The sequence below is a fragment of the Micromonospora sp. NPDC047620 genome (assembly GCF_043205005.1).
Lineage (GTDB): Bacteria > Actinomycetota > Actinomycetes > Mycobacteriales > Micromonosporaceae > Micromonospora.
In genome coordinates this window covers 19,654-43,940 of record NZ_JBIDDG010000027.1, presented here as the reverse complement: position 1 = coordinate 43,940, position 24,287 = coordinate 19,654, and the positions used below count along the sequence as shown (strand labels likewise).

The following is a 24,287-nucleotide window of genomic DNA, read 5'->3' as shown; positions in this document are numbered from 1 at the left end:
CTATTCACGCCGCCCGGACGGGGGTACGCGGGCCGGAACCGGAATAAGTAGCATCACGCCATGCCCCATCGCCAGTCGTACGCGGAGCCCGAGACCCAATTTCTCGACCTCCCCCCAACACCGGAGCAGCCGACCGGCAGGCGTCGTCGGCGGCGTCCGCGGTGGCAGCGGGTCACCCTGATCACCTTTTTGGTGTTGGCGGTGCTCGGCGGCGGCGGCATGATCGCGGGCGGGCTCTACCTGCGCTCCGTCGAATCAGACATCGAGCGTGTCGACGCCTTCGACGGCGTGCCGGAGGAGTCCCGGCCGCAGATCGTGGCGAACGGCGCCATGAACATCATGATCCTCGGCAGCGACTCCCGCGACCCGGAGAACAGCTCCGGTTCCCGGACCGACACCATCATCCTGGCCCACCTGCCGAAGGACCGGTCGAGCGCCCAGCTCATCTCGATCCCCCGCGATACCTGGGTCAACGTGCCCAAGTCCCCCGAGGGGCGAGGAGGCCGAGACGCGAAGATCAACGCTTCGTACGCGTGGGGTGGCGTTCCGCTGATGGTCCAGACGGTCGAGAAGTTCACGGGCGTCCGCATCGACCACGTGACGATGGTCGACTTCGCCGGCTTCAAGGAGATCGTCGACGCCCTGGGCGGGATCGAGATCACCGTCGACAACGGCTTCACCTCGACGCACTCCCTGAATCCGGACGGCCGGCGGGAGTTCGTCGCGGGCCGGCAGACCATGGACGGTGCCGCCGCGCTCGACTACGCCCGCGAGCGCTACGCCTTCGCCGACGGCGACTTCAGACGGATCAAGCATCAGCAGCAGGTGATCAAGGCGATCCTGGACAAGGCAGCCTCCGGCGGCGTGCTCGCCAACCCTGCGAAGCTGAACTCGTTCGTCAAGGCCACGACGAACGCAGTGGCGGTGGACCAGTCAATGTCCCTCCTGGACCTCGCGATGGAGCTCCGCCACCTGCGCAGCGGCAACCTGGGCTTCTTCACCTGCCCCACGAAGGGGACGGGCCGGATGGGCAACGAGAGCGTTGTCCTCGCCGACACGGCGAAGGCGCAGCGCCTCTTCGACGCGGTCCGCCGCGACGCGGTGCCGGAGATCCTGTCCGCCGCAAAGTAGGACTGTGAACTGGCTTGCCGGCTATGGCGGCGAGTTCGGCCTGGTCATATCCTGCGGTCGCCCTGTGAGTCATGTTCGTGGCCGGGGCTATCACGGGGAAGGGCCGACCATGTCAAGCCAACCGGCGACCGATCATCCTGCGCGCCCGCCGCACCTCGGCGGGCTGGCGCAGCAGACGTTCGCACCGCACCAGACTGCCGTCGGCGGCGAGGGTCTCGCGGCCAGGCTGTCCGCCGCACCGGTGACCAGCGAGCCGGAGGCCGCCCCGGCGGTCACCCGGGCCGGTCTTGACACGACCGCGGTCCTGCCGTACGCCGGGTCCAAGACCTCGTCGCGCACGCGCGGGCTGCGGGTATGGATGATGACGCTCCCCATCGACGTCGCCGCGCTGCTCGCTCCGTTGCTGCTGAGCCAGGACTACTGGCGCGGGACTCTCGCCAACGCCGCCCTCACCGTCGCGATCTTCGCGGCCGGCGGGCTCTACCGACCCCGCCGGCACGTGAGCATCCTCGACGAACTGCCCAGCCTCTGCGGGCGGCTGATGGCCTCCGCCGCGGTGGTGGCCATCATCGCGGCGGAGCGTCACTCCTCGGTGGCGTACGTCGGAGGGTTCATGCGGGGCGTCGCGCTCTCGGCCGGGCTGGTGATCGTCGGCCGTGCGCTCAGCCGTGCGCTCACCATCCTCCTGCGCAAGCGCCGGTGGGTGGAGCACAACGCCATCATCATCGGCAGCGGTCCGATCGGGATCGAACTCGCCCGGCTGTTGCGCCGCTACCCTCAGTACGGTCTGCGGTTCGTCGGCTGCGTCGACGCCGCGTCGCGCCAGGGCACCGGGTCGCTTCCGCTCATCGGCACCCTCGACGACCTCGAACAACTGGTCCGGCTGTCGGAGTGCGAGGTGCTGGTCATCGCCGACCCGGACTGCATCGAGTCCACCCTCATGGAGACCCTGCTGCAACCGCGCAGCTCGCGCTGCGACCTCTGGGCGGTGCCGCGTCTGTGGGGCTCCCGCTCACAGGGCGGATACCCCGACCACATCGGCGCCATCCCGATCGTCAAGATCGGCGACATCTCGCTCTCCGGCCCGCGGTGGGCATTCAAGCGCGCCTCGGACATGTTGTTCGCCGCCGTCGCGCTGATCGTGCTGAGCCCGGTGCTGCTGCTCTGCGCCATCGCCACGTTCATCGACGGAGGCCCGGGTATCTTCTTCTACCAGGAGCGGATCGGCCGATACGGCAAGCCGTTCAGAGTGGTCAAGTTCCGGTCGATGCGCCCGGTGAGCGAGCAGGAGTCCCAGACGAACTGGTCCATCGCGCACGACCGGCGGGTCGGTCCGATCGGCCGGTTCATGCGCCGCACGTCGCTGGACGAGCTCCCCCAACTGTGGAACATCCTGCGGGGCGACATGAGCGTTGTCGGGCCGCGGCCGGAGCGGCCGTACTTCGTCGAGAAGTTCTCGGCGGAGTACCCGAACTACGCGATGCGCCATCGGGTTCCCGTCGGCCTCACCGGCCTCGCGCAGGTCAGCGGCCTGCGGGGGGATACGCCGATCTCCGACCGGGCGCGGTTCGACAACTACTACATCGAGAACTGGTCGCTCTGGCTGGATGTGAAGGTCGTGCTGCGCACGGTCGCGGAGGTCTTCCGGGGCGGCGGTCGCTGATCGACGGAGTGAGCCGGCCCGGTGTCGCCGGCCCCGGCGTCATTTCGCCGTGAGCAGCGGCAGCAACTGCGCGCGGTAACCACCGAGGTAGCGGTCCGGATCGCCCTCCAGCACGCTGGCGAGCACGGTCCCGAAGACGTCCCGGAAGTCCGCCGTCGCCTTGAGGTCTCCGTCGTCCAGGTCGGTCAAGCTCGGCTGCTCCCCGTAGCATCCACCGGCCACGCCATGGCCCAGTACGAACACCGGCGCTGCGGTGCCGTGGTCGGTCCCGTCGGAGGCGTTGGCGCGAACGCGCCGGCCGAACTCGCTGTAGACCACCACGGTGACCCGCCGGCCGGCTTCGCTACGGGCCATCCGGTCCACGAAGCCGGTCAACGCCTCGTCCAGGTGCCGCAGCAACGTCTCCTGCCACACCCGCTCCCCGGCGTGCGTGTCGAAGCCGCCGAGGCTCACCGAGTAGACCCGGGTGGGTACGCCCGCCTCGACGCACCGCGACACGAGCGCCAACTGCGCGACGAGAGCGTTGTCACCGCCCGTGCCGGTGGCCGGGACGCCGTCCCCGCCGTTGTGGCCCTGCGCGTCGGACCCGCTCTCGGCCTCCCGCACCACCTGGTCCATCGCGATGAGGTCCGCGTACGCGGCGGCTGCCCTGGCCTGCATCTCCGGCTCGCCGGGTTCGACCCGTCCGAGCGCCGTGACCGTGTCCCGTGCGATGCCCGGCGGCAGGCTGAGCCCGCGGTAGCTCACGCAGGCTCCGAAGCGTGTTTTCCCCACAAGTACGGGCGGGAGAACCGGCTCGAAGCTGACGGCGGTCTCGGTGGACGCTTTCGTCCCGTCCAGCCAACGGCCGATCCATCCCGTGGGCGCGGGGCTACCTGGCGACGCGCTCTGCCAGATGTCCATCGACTTGAAGTGGCTCCGGTCCGGCTTCGGATAGCCCACACCCAGCAGGATGGCCAGCCGCTTGGAGTCCCAGAGGCGCTTCATCCCCCGCAGCACCGGGTTGAGGCCCAACGCGTCGTCGAGGTGCAGCACCCGGTCGGGCGCGTATGCCAACTCCGGCCGGAGGCTGTGGTACGCGGGGTCCGCGTACGGGATGACGGTGTTAAGCCCGTCGTTGCCGCCGTAGAGCGTGACCAGGACCAGCGTAGACCGGTCCGGGTCGGCGTCCCCGGAGGCGGTCTTCTCCGCGGTCTTGAGCAGTTCGAAGAACCCCAGCACACCCGCGCCGGCCGCCAACGCACCGCCACCCACCACGCCGGACGAGATGAGGAACCGACGTCGAGTCAACGCATCCATTTCCACATACCCACTCAGGTCAGGTCACCAGGTACTCGGGGCTGACCAGCCCGAGCGTCAGCTTGAGGCGGCCATCCCGGACGTCCCGCAGCACCGCGTAGGTCCGATCGGTCCACTTGTCGATGCAGAGTTGGTGCGCCACCGCCTCCGGCGCCTGCGGCCCGGGCGGCACCAGGCCGGCGAGGGTGCTGGCGATCTTCAGCCGCACCTGCGCGGCGGCCGAGGTCAACCAGGCCGCGCCGGCGGGCCATCCGCCGACGCTCGGTGGGGCGAAGGGGCGCTGTCCCAACGCCTCCATGGCCCAGTAGATCTCGGTGAAGACCTGCTCGGGTATCGCCGCCGGCCGGATCCCCAGGTTGCGCATGGCGCCGACGAGCCACTCGATGGGCTGCTTCACCATCGTTCCCCGGGTTGCGCGGAATGCCTCGTCCTCGAAGAGCGCCCGCAGCATCGCCATGGGCGCGGGGAACGCCTGCACCATCGCCTCGCGGGTGCGGTCCGGGATCGGCTGGGTGGCTGAGGCGTACCGGAACCACAGCCGGGACGCGATGAACCGGGGGCAGGCCCGCTGCCGGAGCAGCAGGTCGACCAGGCTCCGGGCGTCGAAGTTCGACGTCGTGCCCAGGATCGTCTTGCGGCCGGTGTCGCGGTGCTGGGGGTCGGAGACCAACGTCTCCCGGTCGAGGACGACCCGCCAGCCTGTCAGCGCCCGCCCGGCCTCCTTCACGTCCCTCTCGCTGTACTGGCCTACACCGAGCATGAAGAGTTCGAACAGTTCCCGCGCGAGGTTCTCGTTCGGGGCGGCCTTCTTGTTGTGCTGCCCGTCCAGCCAGTAGACCAGTGCCCGGTCGAGCACCATCCGGTGCGCCAACTCGGCGAAGTCACGGGATTCCCGAAACGCCTGGAGCTGCCCGAGCATGAGCTGCGCGCTGCGGACCTTCGCCACGGACGTGGCCCAGTGCCCGTGCCAGAAGAACACCAGCTTCTCGACCGCCTGGTGGTCCGCCACGGTCATGCGATCGAGCCACCAGCGCGCGAGCGACACCGTCTGCTCCGTACGACGACGGTCACCCTCGGCCCGCTGGGCATCCGTCGGGCGCGGCATGCTTACGAAGGGATCAGGCCCCAGGTCGGGAACCGGCGCGCTCGTCGCGCTGACGTCCGGTCCCGCAGGTGCGACCACACCGGACAGTGCCGCCGCATATCCGAGCCGCCGTGCGGCGCCCAATTCAGCCGCTGTAGGACCGAACCCCGCCCGCCGAAGCAGCAGGATGATGTCGTCGGTCATGGGGTAAACAGTAAGGGAGAGTCGGCGTCGCACAACGGAGGGCCGCTCGTGGGCCGGCGCCGGTGACGGACGCGGCCTCCACCGGACCACGGGTCACCGGCACCCGGACGGCCCCGCGGGACGAGGCTCACGACGGAACGGCCTGACCAAACGGCCATTTCTTCAGGTTACGGAGCGCCACATACCGGCGCCTCAGCGGGCAAACAGCGCACGGAGTACGCGGTGTCCGAATTTCTCCTGCGCCACCAGCCCGGACGGAGCACCGGGTCGCCATTGACAACACGGTCGGCGTTAGGGTCTATTGACCCGGGCTCGACGGGCGGCCTCGATGCCGCTCGTCCTTGTGTGCGCACCGGCTGCCCGGTCGGGCCGGCGGAGCGCAGCGAACCGAACGGGGACCGGAGGTAACGGGGGTGCGTCCCGCCATGCACGCGTCGCCGCTGCCGCGCGGTCCGCACACCTGTGGCCGCAGCGAGCCCGTGTGGTCGGACGAACCCGGAAGAGAAACGTGACGACACCACCTTCGCCCGCCGGGGCCGAATCGGCGCAACCGACGATCCTGGTCCTGGGCACCGCCGAGTGGAACTCGCAGATCGCCACGAACCAGCATTACGTCGTGCGGGAACTGGCGCGTGACTTCGACACGTACTTCGTCGAGTCGCTGGGGCTGCGGCGGGTACGGCTCGACTCGAAGGACGTCACCCGGATCGCGAAACGACTGCGGCACTCGGTGGTCGGTCACGAGAAGACCGGCACCTACCGCCCCATCCCCGAGCGGGCCAAGGTCATCTCGCCGCTCATCGTGCCGATCCACCAGGCGCCGACCCGCCTGCCCAACCGGCTGCTCCTCGAACGCGCGGTGGCCGAGTGGCGGCGGAGCCCTCAGCCCCGGATCCTCTGGACGTTCACTCCCGTCACCTACGGCCTCGAGCAGTACGCGGACTTCACCCTTTACCACTGCGTCGACATCCTCCAGGCATTCCCCGGCATCGACGCCTCGGCCGTGTCGGTCGGCGAGCGGAACCTCGCCCACCGGGCCGACCTGACGATCGGGACCAGCGGGGCAGTGACCGCCCACCTGACCGACGTCGGGTTCACCGAGGTCCTCACCCTGCCGAACGTCGCCGACATCGGCGTCTTCTTTGCAGGCAGCCGACCGGCAGCGGAGCGGCGCTCCGCGGCGCTGTTCGCGGGCAACCTCTCCCCGCACAAGCTGGACTTCGAGCTGCTCCGTGCACTGGCCACCGCGCTCCAGGGCCACGGCGAGCTTCTTCTCGCCGGGCCGATCGCGGCCGGCGGCGGCGGGTTCGACCGCGAGCTGGCTGAACTCGAGCGGCTTGGCGCGCGGTACCTGGGGGTGCTCACCCTCGACCAGCTGGCCGACGTCGCGGGCACGTGCAGCGTGGGGTTGATCCCGTACGCGTTGAACGAGTACACCGCCGGCGTCAGCCCGCTCAAGTGCTACGAGTACCTCTCATCGGGCCTCAACGTCGTCAGCACCGCCATCCCGGACGTCGCCCAGGCGGCGGCACGTACCGACCAGATCGTCGCCGCCGGCTCGGCGGACGACTTCGTCCGCCGGGTGCTGGACACGATCCGGCCCGCAGGGGACGACATCATCGCCGCTCGCGTCGGGTACGCCGGAGACTTCGGCTGGAGCGGCCGCGGCGGCCTCCTGCGCGACATCGCGCATCGGATGCCGCGGCGCGTCCGCGACGCGGTGGGAGGGCCGACGAGCGGTGCCGGAGAACAGCGTGGCTAGGGTCAGCTCCAGTGGCCTGTGGTCGACCGCGGTTGGCTCCTCTCCACGGACCGCGGCGTTCCTCCTGTTGTTCCTCGCCCTGCCGCAGTTCTACCTCCTGCCCGAGGGCAGCACCGACATCGCGGCCACCACCGTCGTCACCGCTCTGCTGGTGCCCGGGGTGCTCCTCGCCGCCCGACGCGGCTCCGGTGTCGCCCTGGTCCGGCTCGGCCTGTTCCGCGTCCTGGTCGCGCTGCTCGTGGTGCGGCTGCTCGCGCTGGCCTGGTCACCGGACCCGCGGGCCGGGATGCCGCTGATCGCGCTGCTCGGGCAGTTCATCGTGACGCTGACGCTGATGGTCCAGGCGATCCGGCAGGACCCCGAGTTGCCGCGCAGGTTGGCACGCTGGTACTGGCCCTGGGTCCTCGTCGAGGCGGTCCTCGTGCTGGTCTTCCGGTTCCTGCCGGGCGTGGAGGACGCGTTCCTCCGCTCCGTCGGCGGGGTCTTCATCGGGCAGAACACGGTGGCGGCCCTCTTCGACGGAAGTCCGAACAACGTCTTCGACCCGGCGAAATCCGGCGGGGTGTTCGTCAACGCGAACGTCGCCGGACTGTTCCTCGGCGTGAACGCCGTCGCCGCGTTCGCCATGGCGGCCGTCACCCGCGCCCGGTGGGTACGCGTCGTCGGCCTCATTGCTCTCGCCACGGTGCCGTTCACCGGCTCGAAGTCGGCCACGGTCCTCGCGATCGTCCTCCCCGCGGCTGTTCTCGCCGTCCGGCGTCTCGGCTCGCGGTCCGCTCGGACCGCCCGGACGGGAGCCGACCGACGCGGCTCGCGGCGGCGGCCGGTGACGCGGATGCGACGCCACTTGTGGGTGGGACTGGCCGCCGCGGGCATGCTCGGCGCGGTGGCGGCGGTGCTGCTCACCGCCGATCTCGGCTTCCTCCAGGCGCTGGCGAAGTCGTTCGGGGACCGGACGGCCATCTGGGGCTTCGGTGCCGAGGCGTTCCTGCGGGACCCGGTCCTGGGGCTCGGATACGGCGGCTGGGACGCCGGCTTCGACGCGTACGCACGCGAGCACGGCATCTACCGCAGCTTCCCTCCGCACAACGTCCTGCTGGCGGCGTGGGCCGCGACGGGCCTCGCCGGGCTGGTGCTGACCGTCGCATTTTTCACGCTCGCGGTGCGCCTCACGCTCCCCGTCCTAGCCGGCGGCAATGAGGGTCGCCGAGTCTTGGCGCTCTGGGCCACCGCCGCGGTCGGCTGGACGCTCATCCACGGACTGGGCGACAACACCGACATCTTCGGCGACATCCACCTCATTCCCATCCTTTCACTGCTGCTCGCTCACGTCATCGTCGGCGGCGGCGAGGAGTCGAACGACCATGCCCATGCCCACCGTCGGGATCCTGCGCCACCAGCAGTTCCGGCCGTCGGAGACGTTCATCCCGAGTCAAGCGATGTCACTGCGCAACTTCCGGCCATTGTTCGTGGGCCGGGACCCGGTCCCGGCCATGCCGGGGATCGAGTCGGTTAGCGTCGCCGAGTTCGGCCGGTCGGCTGTCCTGTCGTACACGCTGACCCGCCGGTCGGAGTCGCTGGCCACCGCACTCGCGGAACGTGGCACCGCGCTGCTGCACGCCCACTTCGGCGTCGAGGGGGTATACGCGGTCCCCACGGCGAAGGCCCTGGGGGTGCCGCTGGTCACCACCCTGCACGGCTTCGACGTGACCGTCACCCGGGCGAAGATGCTCGCCTCCAAAAAGCCGTCGTGGCTGAACTACGTCACGTGGCGCAACGCACTCTTCACCGACGGCGCGGTCTTCATCTGCGTTTCCGAGCACATCCGACGTCGCGCCGTGGAGTGGGGTTACCCACCGGACCGTTGCGTGGTCCTGCCGATCGGCGTAGACGTCGACACCATCCAACCGGCCGGGTTCGTCGAGACGCCCCGGATCCTGCACGTGGCCCGGCTGGTGGAGAAGAAGGGCACCAGGTACCTGCTGCGGGCGTTCGCGGATGTGCGCAGGGCGATCCCCGACGCCGAACTGGTGCTCATCGGCGAGGGTCCGCTCCGCGAATCGCTCAGCGCGCTCTCCCGTGAACTCGGTATCGATGCCTCGGTCCGTTTCCTCGGTGCCCAGAAGCACAGTGACACGCTCCAGTGGCTGAGCCGGTCGAGGCTGCTCTGCCTACCGAGCGTGACGGCGCCGGACGGTGACCAGGAAGGGCTGGGGATGGTCCTTCTGGAGGCGGCCGCCTGCGGCAAGCCGGTGGTCGGTACGCGCCACGGCGGGATCCCGGAGGCGGTGACGGACGGGTCGAACGGATTCCTGGTGCCCGAACGGGACGTCGCCGCCCTCGCGCATCGACTGATCGAGATGCTCCGGGACGAGCAGCTGTGTGACCAGTTCGGCAGGGCTGGACGCCGGACCGTCGAAGAGCGGTTCAACCTGCGCCGGCAGACCGGCAAGCTCGAGTCGTTGTATGGGGACCTGCTGTGATCGAGTCGATTCTGATCTTCTCGCGGTCGACGCCGCATCACCACACCGGTGGCATGGAGACTCTCGCCTGGCGGCTGGCCGCCGAATGGGCCAAGGCCGTCCCGGAGGTGCGGATCGTCACCACCTCCATCCCGGGCCGGTCCGAGCCGTTCACCGAGGACGGCGTCGTGGTGACTCCGCTGGGCGGCACGCGACCAGGCCGCTACTCCCGGGCCTGGTGGGACGAGTCCCGGGCGCACTGGCGCTCGCTCACCGCCGCGCCGAGCCTGGTCTTCTCGGTGAGCGCCGGCGCCTACTCTGTGGTCCGGGAGCGCGCCCGGCACCCGGAGACGCCGTTCGTGCTGCAGGTTCACGGCACGTCCGTCATGGAGCTCGGTTCGAAGCTGCGCGCTCCTACCGCCCGTTCCCTGGCGGGTACCCCCAAGAACGCCCTCTCGTTGGTCCGCGACCTCGCGCGCTACCGCGACTTCGACCGGCTGGTCGCCGTGGGCGAGAACGTGGTCGAGTCGCTCGCGGCAAGGCCGCAGAACTGGTCGGCGACGCCCGACAAGGTCCGCCTGATCCCGAACGGTGTCCGCGCCGAGGACCACGCCTTCGACGTCGAGGCCCGGCGTCGGATTCGGCGCCTGCTCGGGTTCGACGAGGAGACCGTGGTGGTCGGCTGCGTCGGTCGCCTGCACGTGCAGAAGCGGGTCGACCGGGCCCTGTACGCCGCAGCGGCCCTGCGAGACCGTGGCCTGGGCGGCCGGTTCCGGTTCCTGGTCGTCGGTGATGGTCCCGACGGGGGACGGCTTCGGGGCCTGGCCCGCAAGCTCCAGCTCGAGGACATGGTCCTCTTCACCGGGCGGGTGGACGCGGACGACGTCCGCGACTACTACTCCGCCACGGACGTGTCGCTGCTGACCACGGCTCGGCTGGAAGGGCTTCCGATGGCCGTGCTGGAAGCGTTGGCCTGCGGTCTTCCCTGTGTCGTCACGGCCGGGTCGATCCGGTCGGAGGCGCTGAACCGGGTGCTTCACGAGGTCGACCCGACGGACACCGGTGCGCTGGCCGACGTGGTGCAGAAGGTGACCCGGGAGCGGGCGCCGCGTACCAACCTGCTGCCGCCCAACTTCCTGCTCGACCAGTGCGCCCGGGACTACCTGACCGACTTCGCACACCTCATCGCGCTCAGCCGGTCCTGACGTGGCCAGAGTCTTCTTCCGTCTGGTGCTCGGCGGCATCGCGGGCAAGATCCTCGGCCTGCTCCGCGAGGTGCTACTGGCCGCGCTTTTCGGAGCGGGGCGGGTCGTGGCGGCCAACCGGATCGCGCTGACGGCGACGTTGATCCCCATCAACTTCTTCACCGCCGACGCGCTCTCCGCGGGATTTCTGCCGCTGTACGTGCAGTACCGGCAGGAGCGGCCGGCGATGGCGCAGGCGCTCTACCGCACGGTCCACCTGCTGCTGACGGCCTTCTCCCTGGCCCTCGTCGTGGCGCTCCTCTTCGGCCGCGACATGTGGGTGGGGCTCCTGGGCCCGGGTCTGGATCCGGGGACCGCGGACATCGCCGCGACCATGCTGGGCATCGCCGCGCTGGGCGTGCCGTTCTACGTCCTCTATAACCTGTACACGCTGGTCGGCCTGGCGAACGACGACGTCCGTCTGATCAACCTTCGGCCTTCCTGCCAGAGCATCGGGCTGATCGGCGCCACGGTGATCGCCTACCTGACCGGACACGTCTCCGTGCTTGCCTGGGGCTTCACGGTGCCGTACGTCGTGCTGTGGTGTTGGGGGGCCTACTGGATCCGCCGGCAGGGCTACCTGCGCGAGGGCGACGAGCACGGCTTCCAGCAGCCGGACCGGGCCGCCGCCAAGGTGGCGCTCGGGATGTTCTGGCGCCGGCTCCGGCCGCTCCTGCTGATCCCCGTGATCCTCCAGGGATCCATCGCCGTCGAGCGCGCCGTCGGCTCGCTGCTCGGCGTGGAGGTGGTCGCGGCCACCGAGTATGCGCGCTTCGTGGTCGACTCCTGCATGGCCCTGCTCGCCGCCCCGTTGGGCCTGGCCGGACTGGCGTCCTTCGCGAAGATGAAGGCCGACGAGGTGGGCGACGGGCTCCGCCGCATGATCCCGCCGGTGATCCTGGTGGCCATCCCCCTCGCGCTGATCCTGTCGGTCAACAGCCGGGGGATCGTGACCCTCCTGTACGCCAGGGGCCAGTTCGACGACCGTGCCGTCGACATCTCGTCGGTGATGCTCCTGGGCTTCGCCCTCGGTATCTGGGCGCAGGTGCTCGGCTACACCTTCGTCAAGGTGCTCAACGCGCGGGGCGCGAACTTCCAGGTCGCGATCGTGATGGCGATCTCCTTCGGCGTCCCGATCGGGATCAACCTCCTGATGTACCGCCACTGGGGCGCGTTCACCCTCGGTGCCGCCTCGTCCGTGGGCGGGCTACTGATGTTCATCGCGTCGGCCGCGTGGTTGCGGGTGCTCGGCTTCAGCACCCGCCTGCTCGCCATCGCGCTGCCCGGGGCGGCAGCAGCCGCCGCCGTCGGATACCTGCTGTCGGGGCCCGGGCTGCTGCGCCTGGCCGCGTCGTGCGCGGCGATCCTGCTCGTTTGGGCGCTGTACGTGGCGGCCGTGCCGCAGCTTCGCCGTACGTTCCTGTCCTTCCTCCTGAAGAAGCTGGGCCGCGGAACGAACGAAACGCCCCAAGACGACCTTGTGGCGATCAAGTGAGAAACCGATGACACTTCACGCCGACCACGCCGTCGGACCGGAGAACCTCCCGGCGCGGATGCCTGCGGGTCCGGAGTTCCCGCCCACGACGGTCACGTCCCCAGCTCCTGCCCAGGACAGGAAGCAGCGGACCGGTGACCGGCTCTACGTGCTGGATCTGCTGCGCTTCTCCGCAGCGCTCGCGGTCCTCGGCTTCCACATGTTCATCGACAACGACAACCGTGGGTACTGGGGCACCGGGGTCGAGGGCGTCTTCGGTGGCACCCTGGTCGCGGTCTTCCGGTACGGCTGGGTGGGCGTCGAGTTCTTCTTCGTCATCAGCGGCTTCGTCATTTGCATGAGCTGCTGGGGCCGATCGGTCACCGACTTCGCGGTGTCCCGGGTGACCCGGCTGATGCCCGCGTACGTCTTCGCGGTCCTCGTCACTTCCGCTGCACTCGCACTCTGGCCGCTGGAGACCGGTCGGCCGCAACCGTCGCACGTGCTGATCAACGCGACGATGCTGCAGACGTTCGTCGGGATCCCGAACATCGACTCGGTGTACTGGACCCTCTTCGTCGAGCTGAAGTTCTACCTCCTCTTCGCGATCGTCGTTCGCTTCGGGCTGACCTACCGACGGGTCGTTCTCTTCTGTGTGCTCTGGATGGTCGCCGCCCTGTACGCCCAGTACTCCGAGTTCCAGTTGCTGGTGTCGATCGCCGAGCCACGGTTCGCTCCGTACTTCATCGCGGGTATCGCGCTCTACCTCATCCACCGCTTCGGCCCGAATTTGCTACTGTCGGGCATCCTCGGCACCGCGGTGATCCTCGGTGTGGTCGAACTGAGCCGGCGCGTGGCCGAGCAGAACGCGAACCGACCGAAGCCGGTGGTCTCGTTCGAGGTGGCTCTGCCCGCCATGCTTATCTTCTTCGCGGTCATGGTCGCGGTGGCGCTCGGCTGGTTCTCAGGCGTGAAGTGGCGAGGGCTGACCGTGATCGGCGCTCTCACGTACCCGGTGTACCTGCTGCACATGCAATTCAGCCGGATCGCCGTGGGCCGGCTGTACGACTCGGTGTCGCCCTGGGCGCTGGTGGCGGGCCTGGTCACCGGCGTGCTCCTGCTCGCCTATCTCACGCACCGCTTCGTGGAGAAGCCGGTGGCCCGGGTGCTGCGCCGGAAATTGCAGGACAGCTTCGCGCAGATCCGCAACGGGTCGCATGACGACGAGAACCGAGACGGTCGCCGGATGGCGAATCTTGACCGACGAGGCGCTCCGGTCCCGTCCCCACGGGCGGACGCCGAGAGTGTGGCATTGAGGAGCGACCAGTGGTAGACCAAGGCATTTCAGCAATCCCCCACGCTGGCCCGGCGAATCCGCTGGACCACCTGGCGAGCCGTCCGGTGGCGCTCGTCCACGAGTGGTTCGGCGCCACGGGCGGCTCGGAGAACGTCTTCCGGCAGATTGGTGATCTTCTGCCGCACGCCGAACGCTTCGTGCTATGGAAGGACCACGATGCCACCGAACCCAACCTGCGGGAGTCGTGGCTGGCGCGGACGCCGTTGCGGCGCACGAAGGCCGGGGCGCTGCCGTTGATGCCCCTGGTCTGGCGGACCCTCAGCCATGAGCGGTTCGACCTCGTCATCTCCTCCAGCCACGCGTTCGCCCACACCGTCCGGCTCGGTTCGCCCGACCAGACCCGTTACCTGAGCTACGTCCACTCCCCCGCCCGCTACGTCTGGAGCCCGAACTTCGACGGTCGGGGTTCCAGTCCTCTGCTGGCACTGCCCCGGCGCGTCCTCCAGACGGCGGACGTGCGGCTCAGTCGCCACGTGCACGGCTACGCCGCGAACTCCCAGGAAGTGCGGGCCCGAATCGCTCGCTACTGGCGGCGCGACGCGGTCGTCATCAACCCACCGGTGGACGTCGACTACTTCGCGTCCGCTCCCGCCACGGACCAGTGCCAGGCGCGTGAGTACCTGCTCGGCGTCGGGCGGTGGATCCCGTACAAGAACTTCGACCTGATCATCCAGATTGCGGATGCGGTTGGCCTTCCGCTCGTCATCGCCGGCTCGGGGCCCGAGGAGACGACCCTTCGACGCGCCGCGGAGCGAGTCCGGGTGCCTGTCACATTCGAGGTCCGGCCCTCGCAGGAACGACTGCGGCAGCTCTACTGGGGTGCCCGGGCGCTGCTGTTTCCGGTCCACGAGGACTTCGGCATCATCCCGGTCGAGGCTCAGGCTTGCGGCACACCGGTGGTGGGCCTGCGCCGAGGCGGCCTGCTGGAGACCGTCGTCGATGGGGAAACCGGGTTCCTCGTCGATTCCGTCGACCCGGGCAGCTTCGTACCCCTGATCCAGCGGCTGCCGGAGCTGTCGCAGGAGCGGGTACGGGCGCATGCCGCCCGGTTCTCGGAGCAGCAGTTCGCCGCGAAGATGACGGCGTGGATCGCCGAATCCCTGCGGTGAGTGCGCCCGGTCGCGATGCGCGTGCGGCCCGGCACGCGCATCGCGACCGGGCGGCGGCCCGGGATGCACTCAGAAGACGACGACGTCCCGCAGGTAGGTGGCGACGCGGCGCAGCTGCTGGGCCTCCTGCACCGGCGCGGTCATTCGCAGCACGAGCTGCCGGTCGGTGAGACCGTCCGCCCCGCTGCGGAAGTAGGCGACGACGACGAGACCGTGCCGCTGCTCGCCGTCGGTCTCGATGAGCGCCTCGGCGTAGGTCGCGTGCTGTCCGACGCGAGTCCACCGTGCACCCCACGCCTCTTCGGCCTGGCGCATGGTGGTCTGACGTTGTTCGTCGCACGGCTGCGGGCACGTCCGCACGATCAGCTCACCGCCGATCGTCGAGCCGTCCGCCGCCGACATGCCGCAGTTGTACTTGACGAAGCCGTCGGCACTCCCGGCGACCGTGCACTGCCAGTCCATGGGGACCTTGACCGGGAAGCTCAGACCCTCGAGTCCGGTCAGCGTGCGGACGTTGTCCCGTTCGGTGAACTTCGGCCACTGAGTCGGCCACTTGCCCCCCTTCGGCGGCTCGATGCCGGGCGACTGCGGCGGCGACGTCGGCAACGCCGGTGGCCCGGCCGTGCCGCTCGGCGACGCCACCACCGGCGGCGCCTCCTGGTCGTCCGACCCGGACCAGAGGAAGACGCCACCGGCGCCGGCGAGCACCACCAGGACCAACGCGGCGATCCCGACCAGGAGCCCGGTCCGCCGACGGCGCGGCGCGGAGGGCGTGATGCGGCGGTCCTGCGGGGCGAACGGGTCGTTCGGCGGCACCTCGGCGGACGGGCGGGGCTGCACGACCGGCATCAGGGCCGTGGCACCGGCCGCCGGCGCCGGGACCCCCTGGGACGCGGCGGGCGAGGCCGGAGTGGCCGAGACCGGGGCCGGGCTCCCCGACACCGGTTGGCCGGAGACCGGGTTCACCTGCACCGCCCAGGGCACGTGCGGCACCCCCGACACGGGCTGGGGAACCCCGGAGACCTGGTGCGGGACACCGGAGACGGGCTGGGGCACCCCGCTGACCGGCTGGGGCGGGGCGGAGACGGGAGACGCGGCGCCCGGCGCCGGGGTGTACTCCACGCCGAGCGCGCGGAACAGCTTCTCCGCGCCCGGTCCGACCTCCGCCGAGTACGCCACCCAGGGCGCGGCGGCCGAGAAGTCGGCGTAGGCGTAGGGCAGGGGGTCCGCCGCCTGCGCCAGCGAGTTCGTCATCCCGACGAACGCCTCCCGCCAACCGGAAACCGCGGCGACGTTGGCGTCCAGGACGGCCACGGTGACGAAGCGTCCCTGCTCGTCGATCGCCGCCCACGCCTTGCCGACCGGGGACCCGCCCAGCACGTGGGTGAACCTGTAGGGACCTCCCGGCTGCATGCCAACTCCTCTGCTCAACCGCCCTGCGGATCCTACAGAGGCCGCGCCAGCGCTTCCGCCCGGCGGTCGCGGGCCCGACAGGCACTGGGACGCGCGGCAGGTCCACTGTGCGTCGGGCGGTTCCTCGTCGGCCCCGTACCACGTACGTTCCGGCAGGTGGCTTGCTCTGTGAAAGTTTCTATGCATAGAGTTCGAGCGTGAATGACGGAGCTGTCGCGGCGCCCACCGAGCAGGTGCTTGACCTGTTCCAGGGGGTCCGGCTCACCCCGACCCAGCGCCGGATCGCGCACTGCCTGGTGCAGCACGCGCCGACGGCGGCGTACCTGTCGGCGGCCGAGGTGGCCGAGCTGGCGGGGGTCAGCCAGCCGTCGGTGACCCGGTTCGCGGTGGCGCTCGGCCACGACGGCTACCCCGCGCTGCGCCGCCGGCTCCGCGAGCTGACCGCCGGCACGCCCGGCGGCCCCGCCGGCGCGGGCAACGAACTCCAGCAGGCGGTACGCGCCGAGATCGGCAACCTCGACCGGCTCGCCGGGCAGCTCGCCGACCGGGACCGGATCGCTGAGACCGGGAGGCTGCTGGCCGCCAGTCGACCCCTGCCGGTGCTCGGCCTGCGGGCCGCCGCGCCGCTGGCCGCGTACTTCGCCTACTTCGCGGCCAAGGTGCACCCCGACGTGCGGGTGCTCGACGACGGTGGCAGCCTGCTCACCGACCGCCTCGAACAGGCCGCCGCGGCCGGGGCGGGCGCCCTGCTCGCCTTCGTGCTCCCCCGCTACCCCCGGGAGACCCTGGACGCGCTGCGCGAGGCGCGCGCCGCCGGCCTGCGAGTGGTGGCCATCACCGACTCGCCGGTCAGCCCGGCCACCGAGCACGCCGACGTGGTGCTGCCCGCCGCAGTCGGCGCGCAGCTCGTCTTCGACCTGCACACCGCCCCGATGACCCTGGCCATGGTGCTGCTCCAGGCCATCTGTGACGCCGACCCCGCCGACACCCAACGCCGGCTGGAGGCCTTCGAGGCCTCCGCCGCCCGCCGCCAGTTGTTCCTCGGCTGAGAGGAGACCCGAGATGTCCCAGCCCGTCCGCGCCGCGCGCGGCACCGAACGCACCGCCCGTGGTTGGCCGCAGGAGGCCGCGCTGCGGATGCTGATGAACAACCTCGACCCGGAGGTGGCCGAGCGCCCCGAGGACCTGGTGGTCTACGGCGGCACCGGGAAGGCCGCGCGGGACTGGCCGTCGTACCACGCGCTGGTGCGCACCCTGACCGACCTGCGCGACGACGAGACCATGCTGGTGCAGTCCGGCCGGCCGGTGGGCGTCATGCGTACCCACGAGTGGGCGCCCCGGGTGCTGCTGGCCAACTCCAACCTGGTGGGCGACTGGGCCACCTGGCCGGAGTTCCGCCGCCTGGAGCAGCTCGGCCTGACCATGTACGGGCAGATGACCGCCGGCTCGTGGATCTACATCGGCACCCAGGGCATCCTCCAGGGCACCTACGAGACGTTCGCCGCCGTCGCCGCGAAACGGTTCGGGGGCACCCTCGCCGGCACGCTGACGTTGACCGCCGGGTGCGGCGGGATGGGCGGGGCGCAGCCCCTCGCGGTCACCATGAACGGGGGCGCCTGCCTGATCGTGGACGTGGACCGGAGCCGGCTGGACCGCCGGGTGCACGACCGCTACCTCGACGAGGTCGCCGACTCCCTCGACGACGCCGTCGAGCGGGCGCTCGCCGCGAAGCGGGACCGCCGCGCGCTGAGCGTCGGCGTGGTCGGCAACGCGGCCACGGTCTTCCCGGAGCTGCTGCGCCGGGGCGTCGCCGTCGACATCGTCACCGACCAGACCAGCGCGCACGACCCCCTGTCGTACCTGCCGGAGGGGGTGGAGCTGGCGGACGCCCGGGACTACGCGGCGGCGAAGCCGGCCGAGTTCACCGACCGGGCGCGGGCGTCGATGGCGAAGCACGTCGAGGCGATGGTCGGGTTCCTCGACGCCGGGGCGGAGGTCTTCGACTACGGCAACTCGATCCGGGGCGAGGCGAAGCTCGGCGGGTTCGAGCGGGCCTTCGACTTCCCCGGCTTCGTGCCCGCGTACATCCGGCCGCTGTTCTGCGAGGGCAAGGGCCCGTTCCGGTGGGCGGCGCTCTCCGGCGACCCGGCCGACATCGCCGCCACCGACCGGGCCATCCTGGACCTGTTCCCCGAGAACGAGTCGCTGGCCCGGTGGATCCGGATGGCCGGCGAGCGGGTCGCCTTCCAGGGCCTGCCGGCGCGGATCTGCTGGCTCGGCTACGGCGAGCGCGACAAGGCCGGCGTGCGGTTCAACGAGATGGTCGCCTCCGGTGAGCTGAGCGCGCCCGTGGTGATCGGCCGGGACCACCTGGACTGCGGCAGCGTGGCCAGCCCCTACCGGGAGACCGAGGCGATGGCCGACGGCTCCGACGCGATCGCCGACTGGCCGCTGCTCAACGCGCTGGTCAACACCGCCAGCGGGGCGTCCTGGGTGTCGATCCACCACGGCGGCGGGGTGGGCATCGGCCGCTCCATCCACGCCGGGCAGGTCTGCGTCGCCGACGGCACCGCCCTGGCCGGGCAGAAGATCGAGCGGGTGCTCACCAACGACCCGGCGATGGGCGTGATCCGGCACGTCGACGCCGGCTACGACGCCGCCCGCGAGGTCGCCACGCGCACGGGCGTCCGCACCCCCATGGCCGAGGCGTGAGGCGGGGCACCTTGTTAACGGATTTGGTAGAGGAAGGGTCCCTTCCTTACAGGTTCCGGGCGCTGTGGGACGAGATCGCGCCGGTCGGGCGGGACGACCGCAGCGGCGGCTACCTGCGGTACGCGCTGACCGAGCCGGAGCTGCGGCTGCGGGAGTGGTTCCGCGACCAGGCCGGCCGACGCGACATGCCGGTCACCGAGGACGGCAACGGCAACCTGTTCGCCTGGTGGGGTGAGCCGGCGGCCGGCGACGCGGTGCTGACCGGCAGCCACTTCGACTCGGTGCCGCACGGCGGGGCGTACGACGGGCCGCTCGGCATCGTCAGCGCGTTCCTCGCCGTGGACGAGCTGCGCGCCGCCGGCATCGCGCCGGCCCGCCCCGTCGCGGTCGGCGCGTTCGTCGAGGAGGAGGGGGCCCGGTTCGGCGTACCGTGCCTCGGGTCGCGGCTGCTCACCGGGGAGATCGCGGTGGACCGCGCGGCCGGGTTGCGCGACGCCGCCGGGGTGAGCTTCGCCGAGGCGCTGGGCGCCCGGCCGGCGGGCGCCCAGCCGGAGCTGGTCGGCCGCTTCGCCGCCTTCGTCGAGCTGCACGTCGAGCAGGGCCGCGCGCTGGTCGAGGGCGACGCGCCCGTCGCGGTCGCCAGCGCGATCTGGCCGCACGGCCGCTGGCGCTTCGAGTTCACCGGCGAGGGCAACCACGCGGGTACGACCCGGATGGCCGACCGCCGCGACCCCATGCTGACGTACGCCTTCACGGTGCTGGCGGCGAACAAGGAGGCCCGGCTGCGCGGCGCCCACGCCACCGTCGGCCGGGTGTCGGTGGAGCCGAACGCGACCAACGCGATCCCGTCGAAGGTGACCGGGTGGCTGGACGCCCGCGCCGCCGAGCCGGACACGCTGACCGGGCTGGTCGACGCGGTGCGCGCCAAGGCCGCCGAGCGGGCCCACCGGGACGGTACGGAGGTGGCGCTGACCGAGGAGTCGGCCACCCCGCTGGTCGCCTTCGACGGCGGCCTGGCCGACCGGCTCGCGGCCCTGCTCGACGCGCCGGTGCTGCCGACCGGGGCGGGCCACGACGCCGGGGTGCTCGCCGCGCACGTGCCCACGGCGATGCTGTTCGTGCGCAACCCGACCGGGGTCTCGCACTCCCCGGCGGAGTCGGCCACCGACGCCGACTGCGCCGCCGGGGTGACCGCCCTGGCCCGGGTGCTGGAGGAGCTGACATGCCGCTGACCGGCCGGCCGGGCGATCGCACGTCCGGTCTTGTCGCGGGGCGCGGCCGGTACCCGGCCCGCCTCGCGGGCCCTGTCGAGCTGCCCGCACAGCTCGGGCAGCGACCGGGACGGGCTGCTTCGTTGGGCACGGTGGCGCCGCCGACGGGGCGGGGCCACCGTGGCGCGGGGCGCTCGCCCGGGTCGGATCCGGCGGTCCTGTGGACGGGGCAGCTCGACAGGGGGCGAACCAGATGACCGGAACCCGCTGGCTGGCCGAGTACGCCTGGCTGCCCGACCATGCCGAGCCCACCCCGGATGTGCTGATCGAGACGGCCGACGGGCGGATCACCGCCGTCACGCCGCTGGCCGGGGACGACGGCGCACCGACCGCCGGGGTCGAGGTCCTGGCCGACGCCGAGCGGCTGCCCGGGCTGACCCTGCCCGGGCTCGCGAACGCGCACTCGCACGCCTTCCACCGGGCGCTGCGCGGGCGCACCCACGGCGGGCGCGGCGACTTCTGGACCTGGCGCGACCGGATGTACGCGGTCGCCGCCCGCCTGGACCCGGACTCGTACCTGGCCCTGGCCCGGGCGGTCTACGCCGAGATGGCGCTGGCCGGCATCACCTGCGTGGGCGAGTTCCACTACCTGCACCACAACCCGGACGGCACCCCGTACGCCGACCCGAACGCGATGGGCGAGGCGCTGGTCGAGGCCGCCGCGCACGCCGGGATCCGGATCACCCTGCTGGACACCTGCTATCTCACCGCCACCGTCGACGGGCAGCCGCTCACCGAGCCGCAGCGGCGGTTCGGCGACGGCGACGCGCTGCGCTGGGCGGAGCGGGTCGCCGCGTTCACGCCCGCCGGCGACCACGCCCGGGTGGGCGCCGCGATCCACTCGGTGCGCGCCGTGCCGGCCGGGCAGCTCGCCACCGTGGCCAACTGGGCGGACCGGCGGGGCGCGCCCCTGCACGTGCACCTCTCCGAGCAGCCCGCCGAGAACGACGCCTGCCGGGCCGTGCACGGCCGCACCCCGACCCGGCTGCTCGCCGACCACGGGGCGCTCGGCCCGCACACCACGGCCGTGCACGCCACCCACCTGACCAGCGGCGACCTCACGCTGCTCGGCGACGCCGGCACCGGCGTCTGCCTCTGCCCGACCACCGAGCGGGACCTGGCCGACGGGATCGGCCCGGCCCGGCGGATGGCCGACGTCGGGCTGCCGCTCAGCCTGGGCAGCGACAGCCACGCCGTGGTCGACCTCTTCGAGGAGGCCCGCGCGGTCGAGCTGGACGAGCGGCTGCGCACCCGCCGCCGCGGCCACTTCGGCGCCGCCGAGCTGCGCGACGCGGCCACCGTCGGCGGTCACGCCGCGCTGGGCTGGCGCGACGCCGGGCGGATCGCCGTGGGAGCCCGCGCCGACCTGGTGACGGTACGGCTGGACAGCCCGCGCACGGCCGGCGTACCGCCGGTGGGGGTCTGGTTCGCGGCGGGCGCCGCGGACGTCGCGCAGGTCGTGGTGGACGGCCGGACGGTGGTGCGTGACGGCCGCCACCTGACGGTCGACGTGCCGGCCGAGCTGACCGCGGCCATCGAGGAGGTGACGCGGTGAGCGCGAGGAGTGAGCCGGTTCTGCGAGCCCCGCAGTCGCAAACGGAGGGGAACACCGCGTGAGCAGTCTGCTGGTCGACGACATCGGCGAGCTGGTGACCAACGACGTCGGCGGCGAGGACGGCCCGCTGGGCATCCGCCGCGACGCCGCCCTCCTGGTCGAGGACGGCCGGGTGGCCTGGATCGGGCCGTCCCGCGACGCGCCGGCCGCCGACCGGCGCCTGGACGCCGGGGGCGCCGCCGTGCTCCCCGGCTTCGTGGACAGCCACGCCCACCTGGTCTTCGCCGGGGACCGGGCCGCCGAGTTCGCCGCCCGGATGGCCGGGCAGCCGTACACCGGCGGCGGCATCCGGACCACGGTCGGCGCCACCCGGGCCGCCTCCGACGACGAGCTGCGGGCCACCGTGCGCCGGCTGCGCGGCGAGGCGATGCGGCAGGGCACCACCACCATCGAGATCAAGAGCGGGTACGGGCTCACCGTCGCCGACGAGGCCCGCTCCCTGGCGATCGCCGCCGAGGTCAGCGAGGAGACCACCTTCCTCGGCGCCCACGTGGTCCCCGCCGAGTACGCCGGCCGCCCGGACGACTACGTGGGGCTGGTCTGCGGGCCGATGCTGGCCGCCGCCGCGCCGCACGCGCGCTGGATCGACGTCTTCTGCGAGCGGGGCGCGTTCGACGTGGACCACGCCCGCGCCATCCTCGCCTGCGGGCAGGCCGTCGGGCTGGGCGTGCGGGTGCACGCCAACCAGCTCGGCCCGGGGCCGGGCGTCCAGCTCGGCGTCGAGCTCGGCGCGGCGAGCGTTGACCACTGCACCCACCTGACCGACGCCGACGTCGACGCGCTGGCCTCCGCCCGGTACGACTGCATGTGCGCCGACAGCCGGCACACCACCACCGTGGCCACCCTGCTGCCCGGCGCCGAGTTCTCCACCCGCTCGCCGTACCCGGACGCCCGCCGGCTGCTCGACGCCGGTGTCACGGTGGCGCTGGCGACCGACTGCAACCCCGGCTCGTCGTACACCTCGTCGATGCCCTTCTGCATCGCGCTCGCCGTACGCGAGATGCGGATGACCCCGGCGGAGGCCGTCTGGGCCGCGACCGCCGGCGGTGCGCGGGCGCTGCGCCGCGACGACGTCGGGGTGCTCAAGCCCGGGGCGCGGGCCGACCTGATGATCCTCGACGCCCCGTCCCACCTGCACCTGGCCTACCGGCCCGGTGTGCCACTGATCCGCCAGGTCCTGCACAACGGAGTGCCGCATTGACATCCTCCCCGCCCTGAAGGACGGGGGTTCCCTGGGTCGCCCCAGGGGTTTCCTGTTTCATCGCCGATCGCCCTGTCCGGGAGGGTTCCCGTTGAGGTCTTACACCGGCTCCACAGGCAGACACCGCCAGCCCGGCGGTCAGGATGTTGCGTGCCGCGTTGATGTCGCGGTCGTGGGTGGTGCCGCACCGGCACGTCCACGCCCGCACGTTCAGCGGCATGTTCCGCGTGACGGCTGCGCAGGTCGAGCACGTCTTGGACGACGGGTACCAGCGGTCGATCACGACCAGGTTCCGGCCGTACCAGGCGCACTTGTAGGTGAGCAGGTCGCGGAACTGGTGCCAGGCCGCGTCACTGATAGAGCGGGCCAGGCGATGATTCTTGACCATGTTGCGCACGGTCAGGTCCTCGATCACGAGCGTTTGGTTGTCGCGCATGAGTCGAGTGGTGAGCTTGTGCAGGTGATCACGCCTGCGATCGCCGATACGCGCGTGGACGCGGGCCACCCTCAGCCGGGCTTTGGCCCGGTTGTGGGAGCCCTTCTCCTTGCGGGCCAACTCTCGCTGGGCGCGGGCCAGCCGGGCCCGGTCGGCGCGTTCGTGCCGGGGATTGGCGATCTTCTCCCCGGTGGACAGGGTGAACAGGTGGGCGAGGCCAGCGTCGATACCGACCACGCTGTCGATCGCCGGCAGGGTCGCGACCTGGTCCTCGCAGAGCAGGGACACGAACCAGCGGCCGGCCGAGTCACGCGACACGGTCACGGTCGACGGGGACTGCCCTTCGGGCAGCGACCTCGACCAGACGATGTGCAACGGCTCGGTCATCTTGGCGAGGGTGAGCTGGCCGTCTTTCCACCGGAACGCGCTGGCAGTGAACTCGGCCGAAGCCCGCGACCTGCGCTTGGACTTGAAACGCGGGTAGCCGGCGCGCTTGTCCCAGAACGCCACGAACGCGCCCTGCAGATGCCGCAGCGACTGTTGCAGCGGCACGGAGGACACCTCGTTGAGAAACGCCAGCTCCTCGGTCTTCTTCCACGCCGTCAGCATCGCGCTGGTCGCGTGGTAGTTGACCCGTTCCCGCCGCTGATACCACGCCTCGGTCCGAGCCTGCAACGCCAAGTTGTAGACCTTACGCACGCACCCGAACGTCCGACTCAACAGCTCCGCCTGCTGCGCAGTCGGATAGAAGCGGAACTTGTACGCCCGCTTCACCCGTGAGGTCACGTTCACGAAGATAGCTCGATACTTCGGAACCGATCATGCGAGGGTCGCGCGGGACGCCTGTCCG

General features: G+C 71.4%; 18 protein-coding genes. 14 read left to right on the top strand and 4 right to left on the bottom strand.

All coding sequences use genetic code 11. The features are described 5' to 3' along the window. Window positions 1–177: 177 nt before the first annotated feature. Together ACGF5C_RS26790 and ACGF5C_RS26785 are read left to right on the top strand one after the other, a co-directional pair. The gene (locus tag ACGF5C_RS26790; protein ID WP_393306008.1) at window positions 178–1,131 is read left to right on the top strand and encodes an LCP family protein; all 954 of its coding nucleotides are present in this window, start codon (window positions 178–180) and stop codon (window positions 1,129–1,131) included. 358 nt (window positions 1,132–1,489) lie between these two features. Beyond that, window positions 1,490–2,794: a sugar transferase gene (locus ACGF5C_RS26785; RefSeq protein WP_393306006.1), complete on the top strand. Its 1,305-nt coding sequence runs from the start codon at window positions 1,490–1,492 to the stop codon at window positions 2,792–2,794. 39 nt (window positions 2,795–2,833) lie between these two features. Here ACGF5C_RS26785 and ACGF5C_RS26780 read toward each other — a convergent pair whose 3' ends face one another. Beyond that, on the bottom strand, window positions 2,834–4,093 hold the full coding sequence (locus tag ACGF5C_RS26780) for a DUF1501 domain-containing protein (protein ID WP_393305935.1): 1,260 nt from the start codon (window positions 4,091–4,093) through the stop codon (window positions 2,834–2,836). A gap of 19 nt (window positions 4,094–4,112) precedes the next feature. Beyond that, window positions 4,113–5,381, bottom strand: coding sequence for a DUF1800 family protein (locus ACGF5C_RS26775; RefSeq protein ID WP_393305933.1), 1,269 nt, complete (start codon window positions 5,379–5,381; stop codon window positions 4,113–4,115). A gap of 508 nt (window positions 5,382–5,889) precedes the next feature. On the opposite strand from ACGF5C_RS26775, the gene ACGF5C_RS26770 reads away from it, so the two are divergent. The 7 genes from ACGF5C_RS26770 (at window position 5,890) to ACGF5C_RS26740 (ending at window position 14,789) form a co-directional block, all read left to right on the top strand. Next, a complete protein-coding gene (locus ACGF5C_RS26770) occupies window positions 5,890–7,143 on the top strand; it encodes a glycosyltransferase (RefSeq protein WP_393305931.1) in 1,254 nt (417 codons plus the stop codon). Next, the gene (locus tag ACGF5C_RS26765) at window positions 7,136–8,659 is read left to right on the top strand and encodes an O-antigen ligase family protein (RefSeq protein WP_393305929.1); all 1,524 of its coding nucleotides are present in this window, start codon (window positions 7,136–7,138) and stop codon (window positions 8,657–8,659) included. Before ACGF5C_RS26770 ends, ACGF5C_RS26765 begins: the two co-directional genes overlap by 8 nt. Further along, window positions 8,637–9,626: a glycosyltransferase gene (locus tag ACGF5C_RS26760; RefSeq protein WP_393305927.1), complete on the top strand. Its 990-nt coding sequence runs from the start codon at window positions 8,637–8,639 to the stop codon at window positions 9,624–9,626. Before ACGF5C_RS26765 ends, ACGF5C_RS26760 begins: the two co-directional genes overlap by 23 nt. Further along, window positions 9,623–10,810, top strand: a complete 1,188-nt coding sequence (locus ACGF5C_RS26755; protein ID WP_393305925.1) for a glycosyltransferase family 4 protein — start codon at window positions 9,623–9,625, stop codon at window positions 10,808–10,810. The genes ACGF5C_RS26760 and ACGF5C_RS26755 overlap by 4 nt, the downstream gene beginning before the upstream one ends. A gap of 1 nt (window position 10,811) precedes the next feature. After that, window positions 10,812–12,344 (top strand): lipid II flippase MurJ, encoded by a 1,533-nt coding sequence (locus ACGF5C_RS26750; RefSeq protein WP_393305923.1) that lies wholly within the window; start codon window positions 10,812–10,814, stop codon window positions 12,342–12,344. Between the two features lie 7 nt (window positions 12,345–12,351). After that, window positions 12,352–13,656, top strand: coding sequence for an acyltransferase family protein (locus tag ACGF5C_RS26745; RefSeq protein WP_393305921.1), 1,305 nt, complete (start codon window positions 12,352–12,354; stop codon window positions 13,654–13,656). Window positions 13,657–13,724: 68 nt separating this feature from the next. Then, a complete protein-coding gene (locus tag ACGF5C_RS26740) occupies window positions 13,725–14,789 on the top strand; it encodes a glycosyltransferase (protein WP_393305919.1) in 1,065 nt (354 codons plus the stop codon). A gap of 69 nt (window positions 14,790–14,858) precedes the next feature. Here ACGF5C_RS26740 and ACGF5C_RS26735 read toward each other — a convergent pair whose 3' ends face one another. Continuing rightward, the gene (locus tag ACGF5C_RS26735; protein WP_393305917.1) at window positions 14,859–16,202 is read right to left on the bottom strand and encodes a hypothetical protein; all 1,344 of its coding nucleotides are present in this window, start codon (window positions 16,200–16,202) and stop codon (window positions 14,859–14,861) included. 197 nt (window positions 16,203–16,399) lie between these two features. On the opposite strand from ACGF5C_RS26735, the gene ACGF5C_RS26730 reads away from it, so the two are divergent. The 5 genes from ACGF5C_RS26730 to hutI all read left to right on the top strand — a co-directional run bounded on the left by ACGF5C_RS26730 (window position 16,400) and on the right by hutI (window position 23,001). Beyond that, window positions 16,400–17,251, top strand: coding sequence for a MurR/RpiR family transcriptional regulator (locus ACGF5C_RS26730; protein WP_393305916.1), 852 nt, complete (start codon window positions 16,400–16,402; stop codon window positions 17,249–17,251). 13 nt (window positions 17,252–17,264) lie between these two features. Beyond that, window positions 17,265–18,914, top strand: coding sequence for a urocanate hydratase (hutU, locus tag ACGF5C_RS26725; RefSeq protein ID WP_393305914.1), 1,650 nt, complete (start codon window positions 17,265–17,267; stop codon window positions 18,912–18,914). An 11-nt stretch (window positions 18,915–18,925) separates the two neighbouring features. Further along, complete coding sequence (locus tag ACGF5C_RS26720) at window positions 18,926–20,146, top strand: allantoate amidohydrolase (RefSeq protein ID WP_393306003.1); 1,221 nt, start codon at window positions 18,926–18,928, stop codon at window positions 20,144–20,146. Between the two features lie 232 nt (window positions 20,147–20,378). Beyond that, on the top strand, window positions 20,379–21,740 hold the full coding sequence (locus ACGF5C_RS26715; protein WP_393305912.1) for a formimidoylglutamate deiminase: 1,362 nt from the start codon (window positions 20,379–20,381) through the stop codon (window positions 21,738–21,740). Window positions 21,741–21,798: 58 nt separating this feature from the next. Beyond that, window positions 21,799–23,001, top strand: coding sequence for an imidazolonepropionase (hutI, locus tag ACGF5C_RS26710; RefSeq protein WP_393305910.1), 1,203 nt, complete (start codon window positions 21,799–21,801; stop codon window positions 22,999–23,001). Here hutI and ACGF5C_RS26705 read toward each other — a convergent pair. Further along, a complete protein-coding gene (locus ACGF5C_RS26705) occupies window positions 22,883–24,223 on the bottom strand; it encodes an RNA-guided endonuclease InsQ/TnpB family protein (protein WP_393305908.1) in 1,341 nt (446 codons plus the stop codon). The genes hutI and ACGF5C_RS26705 overlap by 119 nt on opposite strands. Window positions 24,224–24,287: the final 64 nt, after the last annotated feature.

Excerpts from the sequence above, each read along its gene's own strand:
- ACGF5C_RS26785 (WP_393306006.1), top strand. The coding sequence starts at position 1,490 with ATGATGACGCTCCCCATCGACGTCGCCGCGCTGCTCGCTCCGTTGCTG.
- ACGF5C_RS26780 (WP_393305935.1), bottom strand. The coding sequence starts at position 4,093 with ATGGATGCGTTGACTCGACGTCGGTTCCTCATCTCGTCCGGCGTGGTG.
- ACGF5C_RS26775 (WP_393305933.1), bottom strand. The coding sequence starts at position 5,381 with ATGACCGACGACATCATCCTGCTGCTTCGGCGGGCGGGGTTCGGTCCT.
- ACGF5C_RS26760 (WP_393305927.1), top strand. The coding sequence starts at position 8,637 with ATGCCGGGGATCGAGTCGGTTAGCGTCGCCGAGTTCGGCCGGTCGGCT.
- ACGF5C_RS26745 (WP_393305921.1), top strand. The coding sequence starts at position 12,352 with ATGACACTTCACGCCGACCACGCCGTCGGACCGGAGAACCTCCCGGCG.
- ACGF5C_RS26735 (WP_393305917.1), bottom strand. The coding sequence starts at position 16,202 with ATGCAGCCGGGAGGTCCCTACAGGTTCACCCACGTGCTGGGCGGGTCC.
- hutU (WP_393305914.1), top strand. The coding sequence starts at position 17,265 with ATGTCCCAGCCCGTCCGCGCCGCGCGCGGCACCGAACGCACCGCCCGT.
- ACGF5C_RS26715 (WP_393305912.1), top strand. The coding sequence starts at position 20,379 with ATGACCGGAACCCGCTGGCTGGCCGAGTACGCCTGGCTGCCCGACCAT.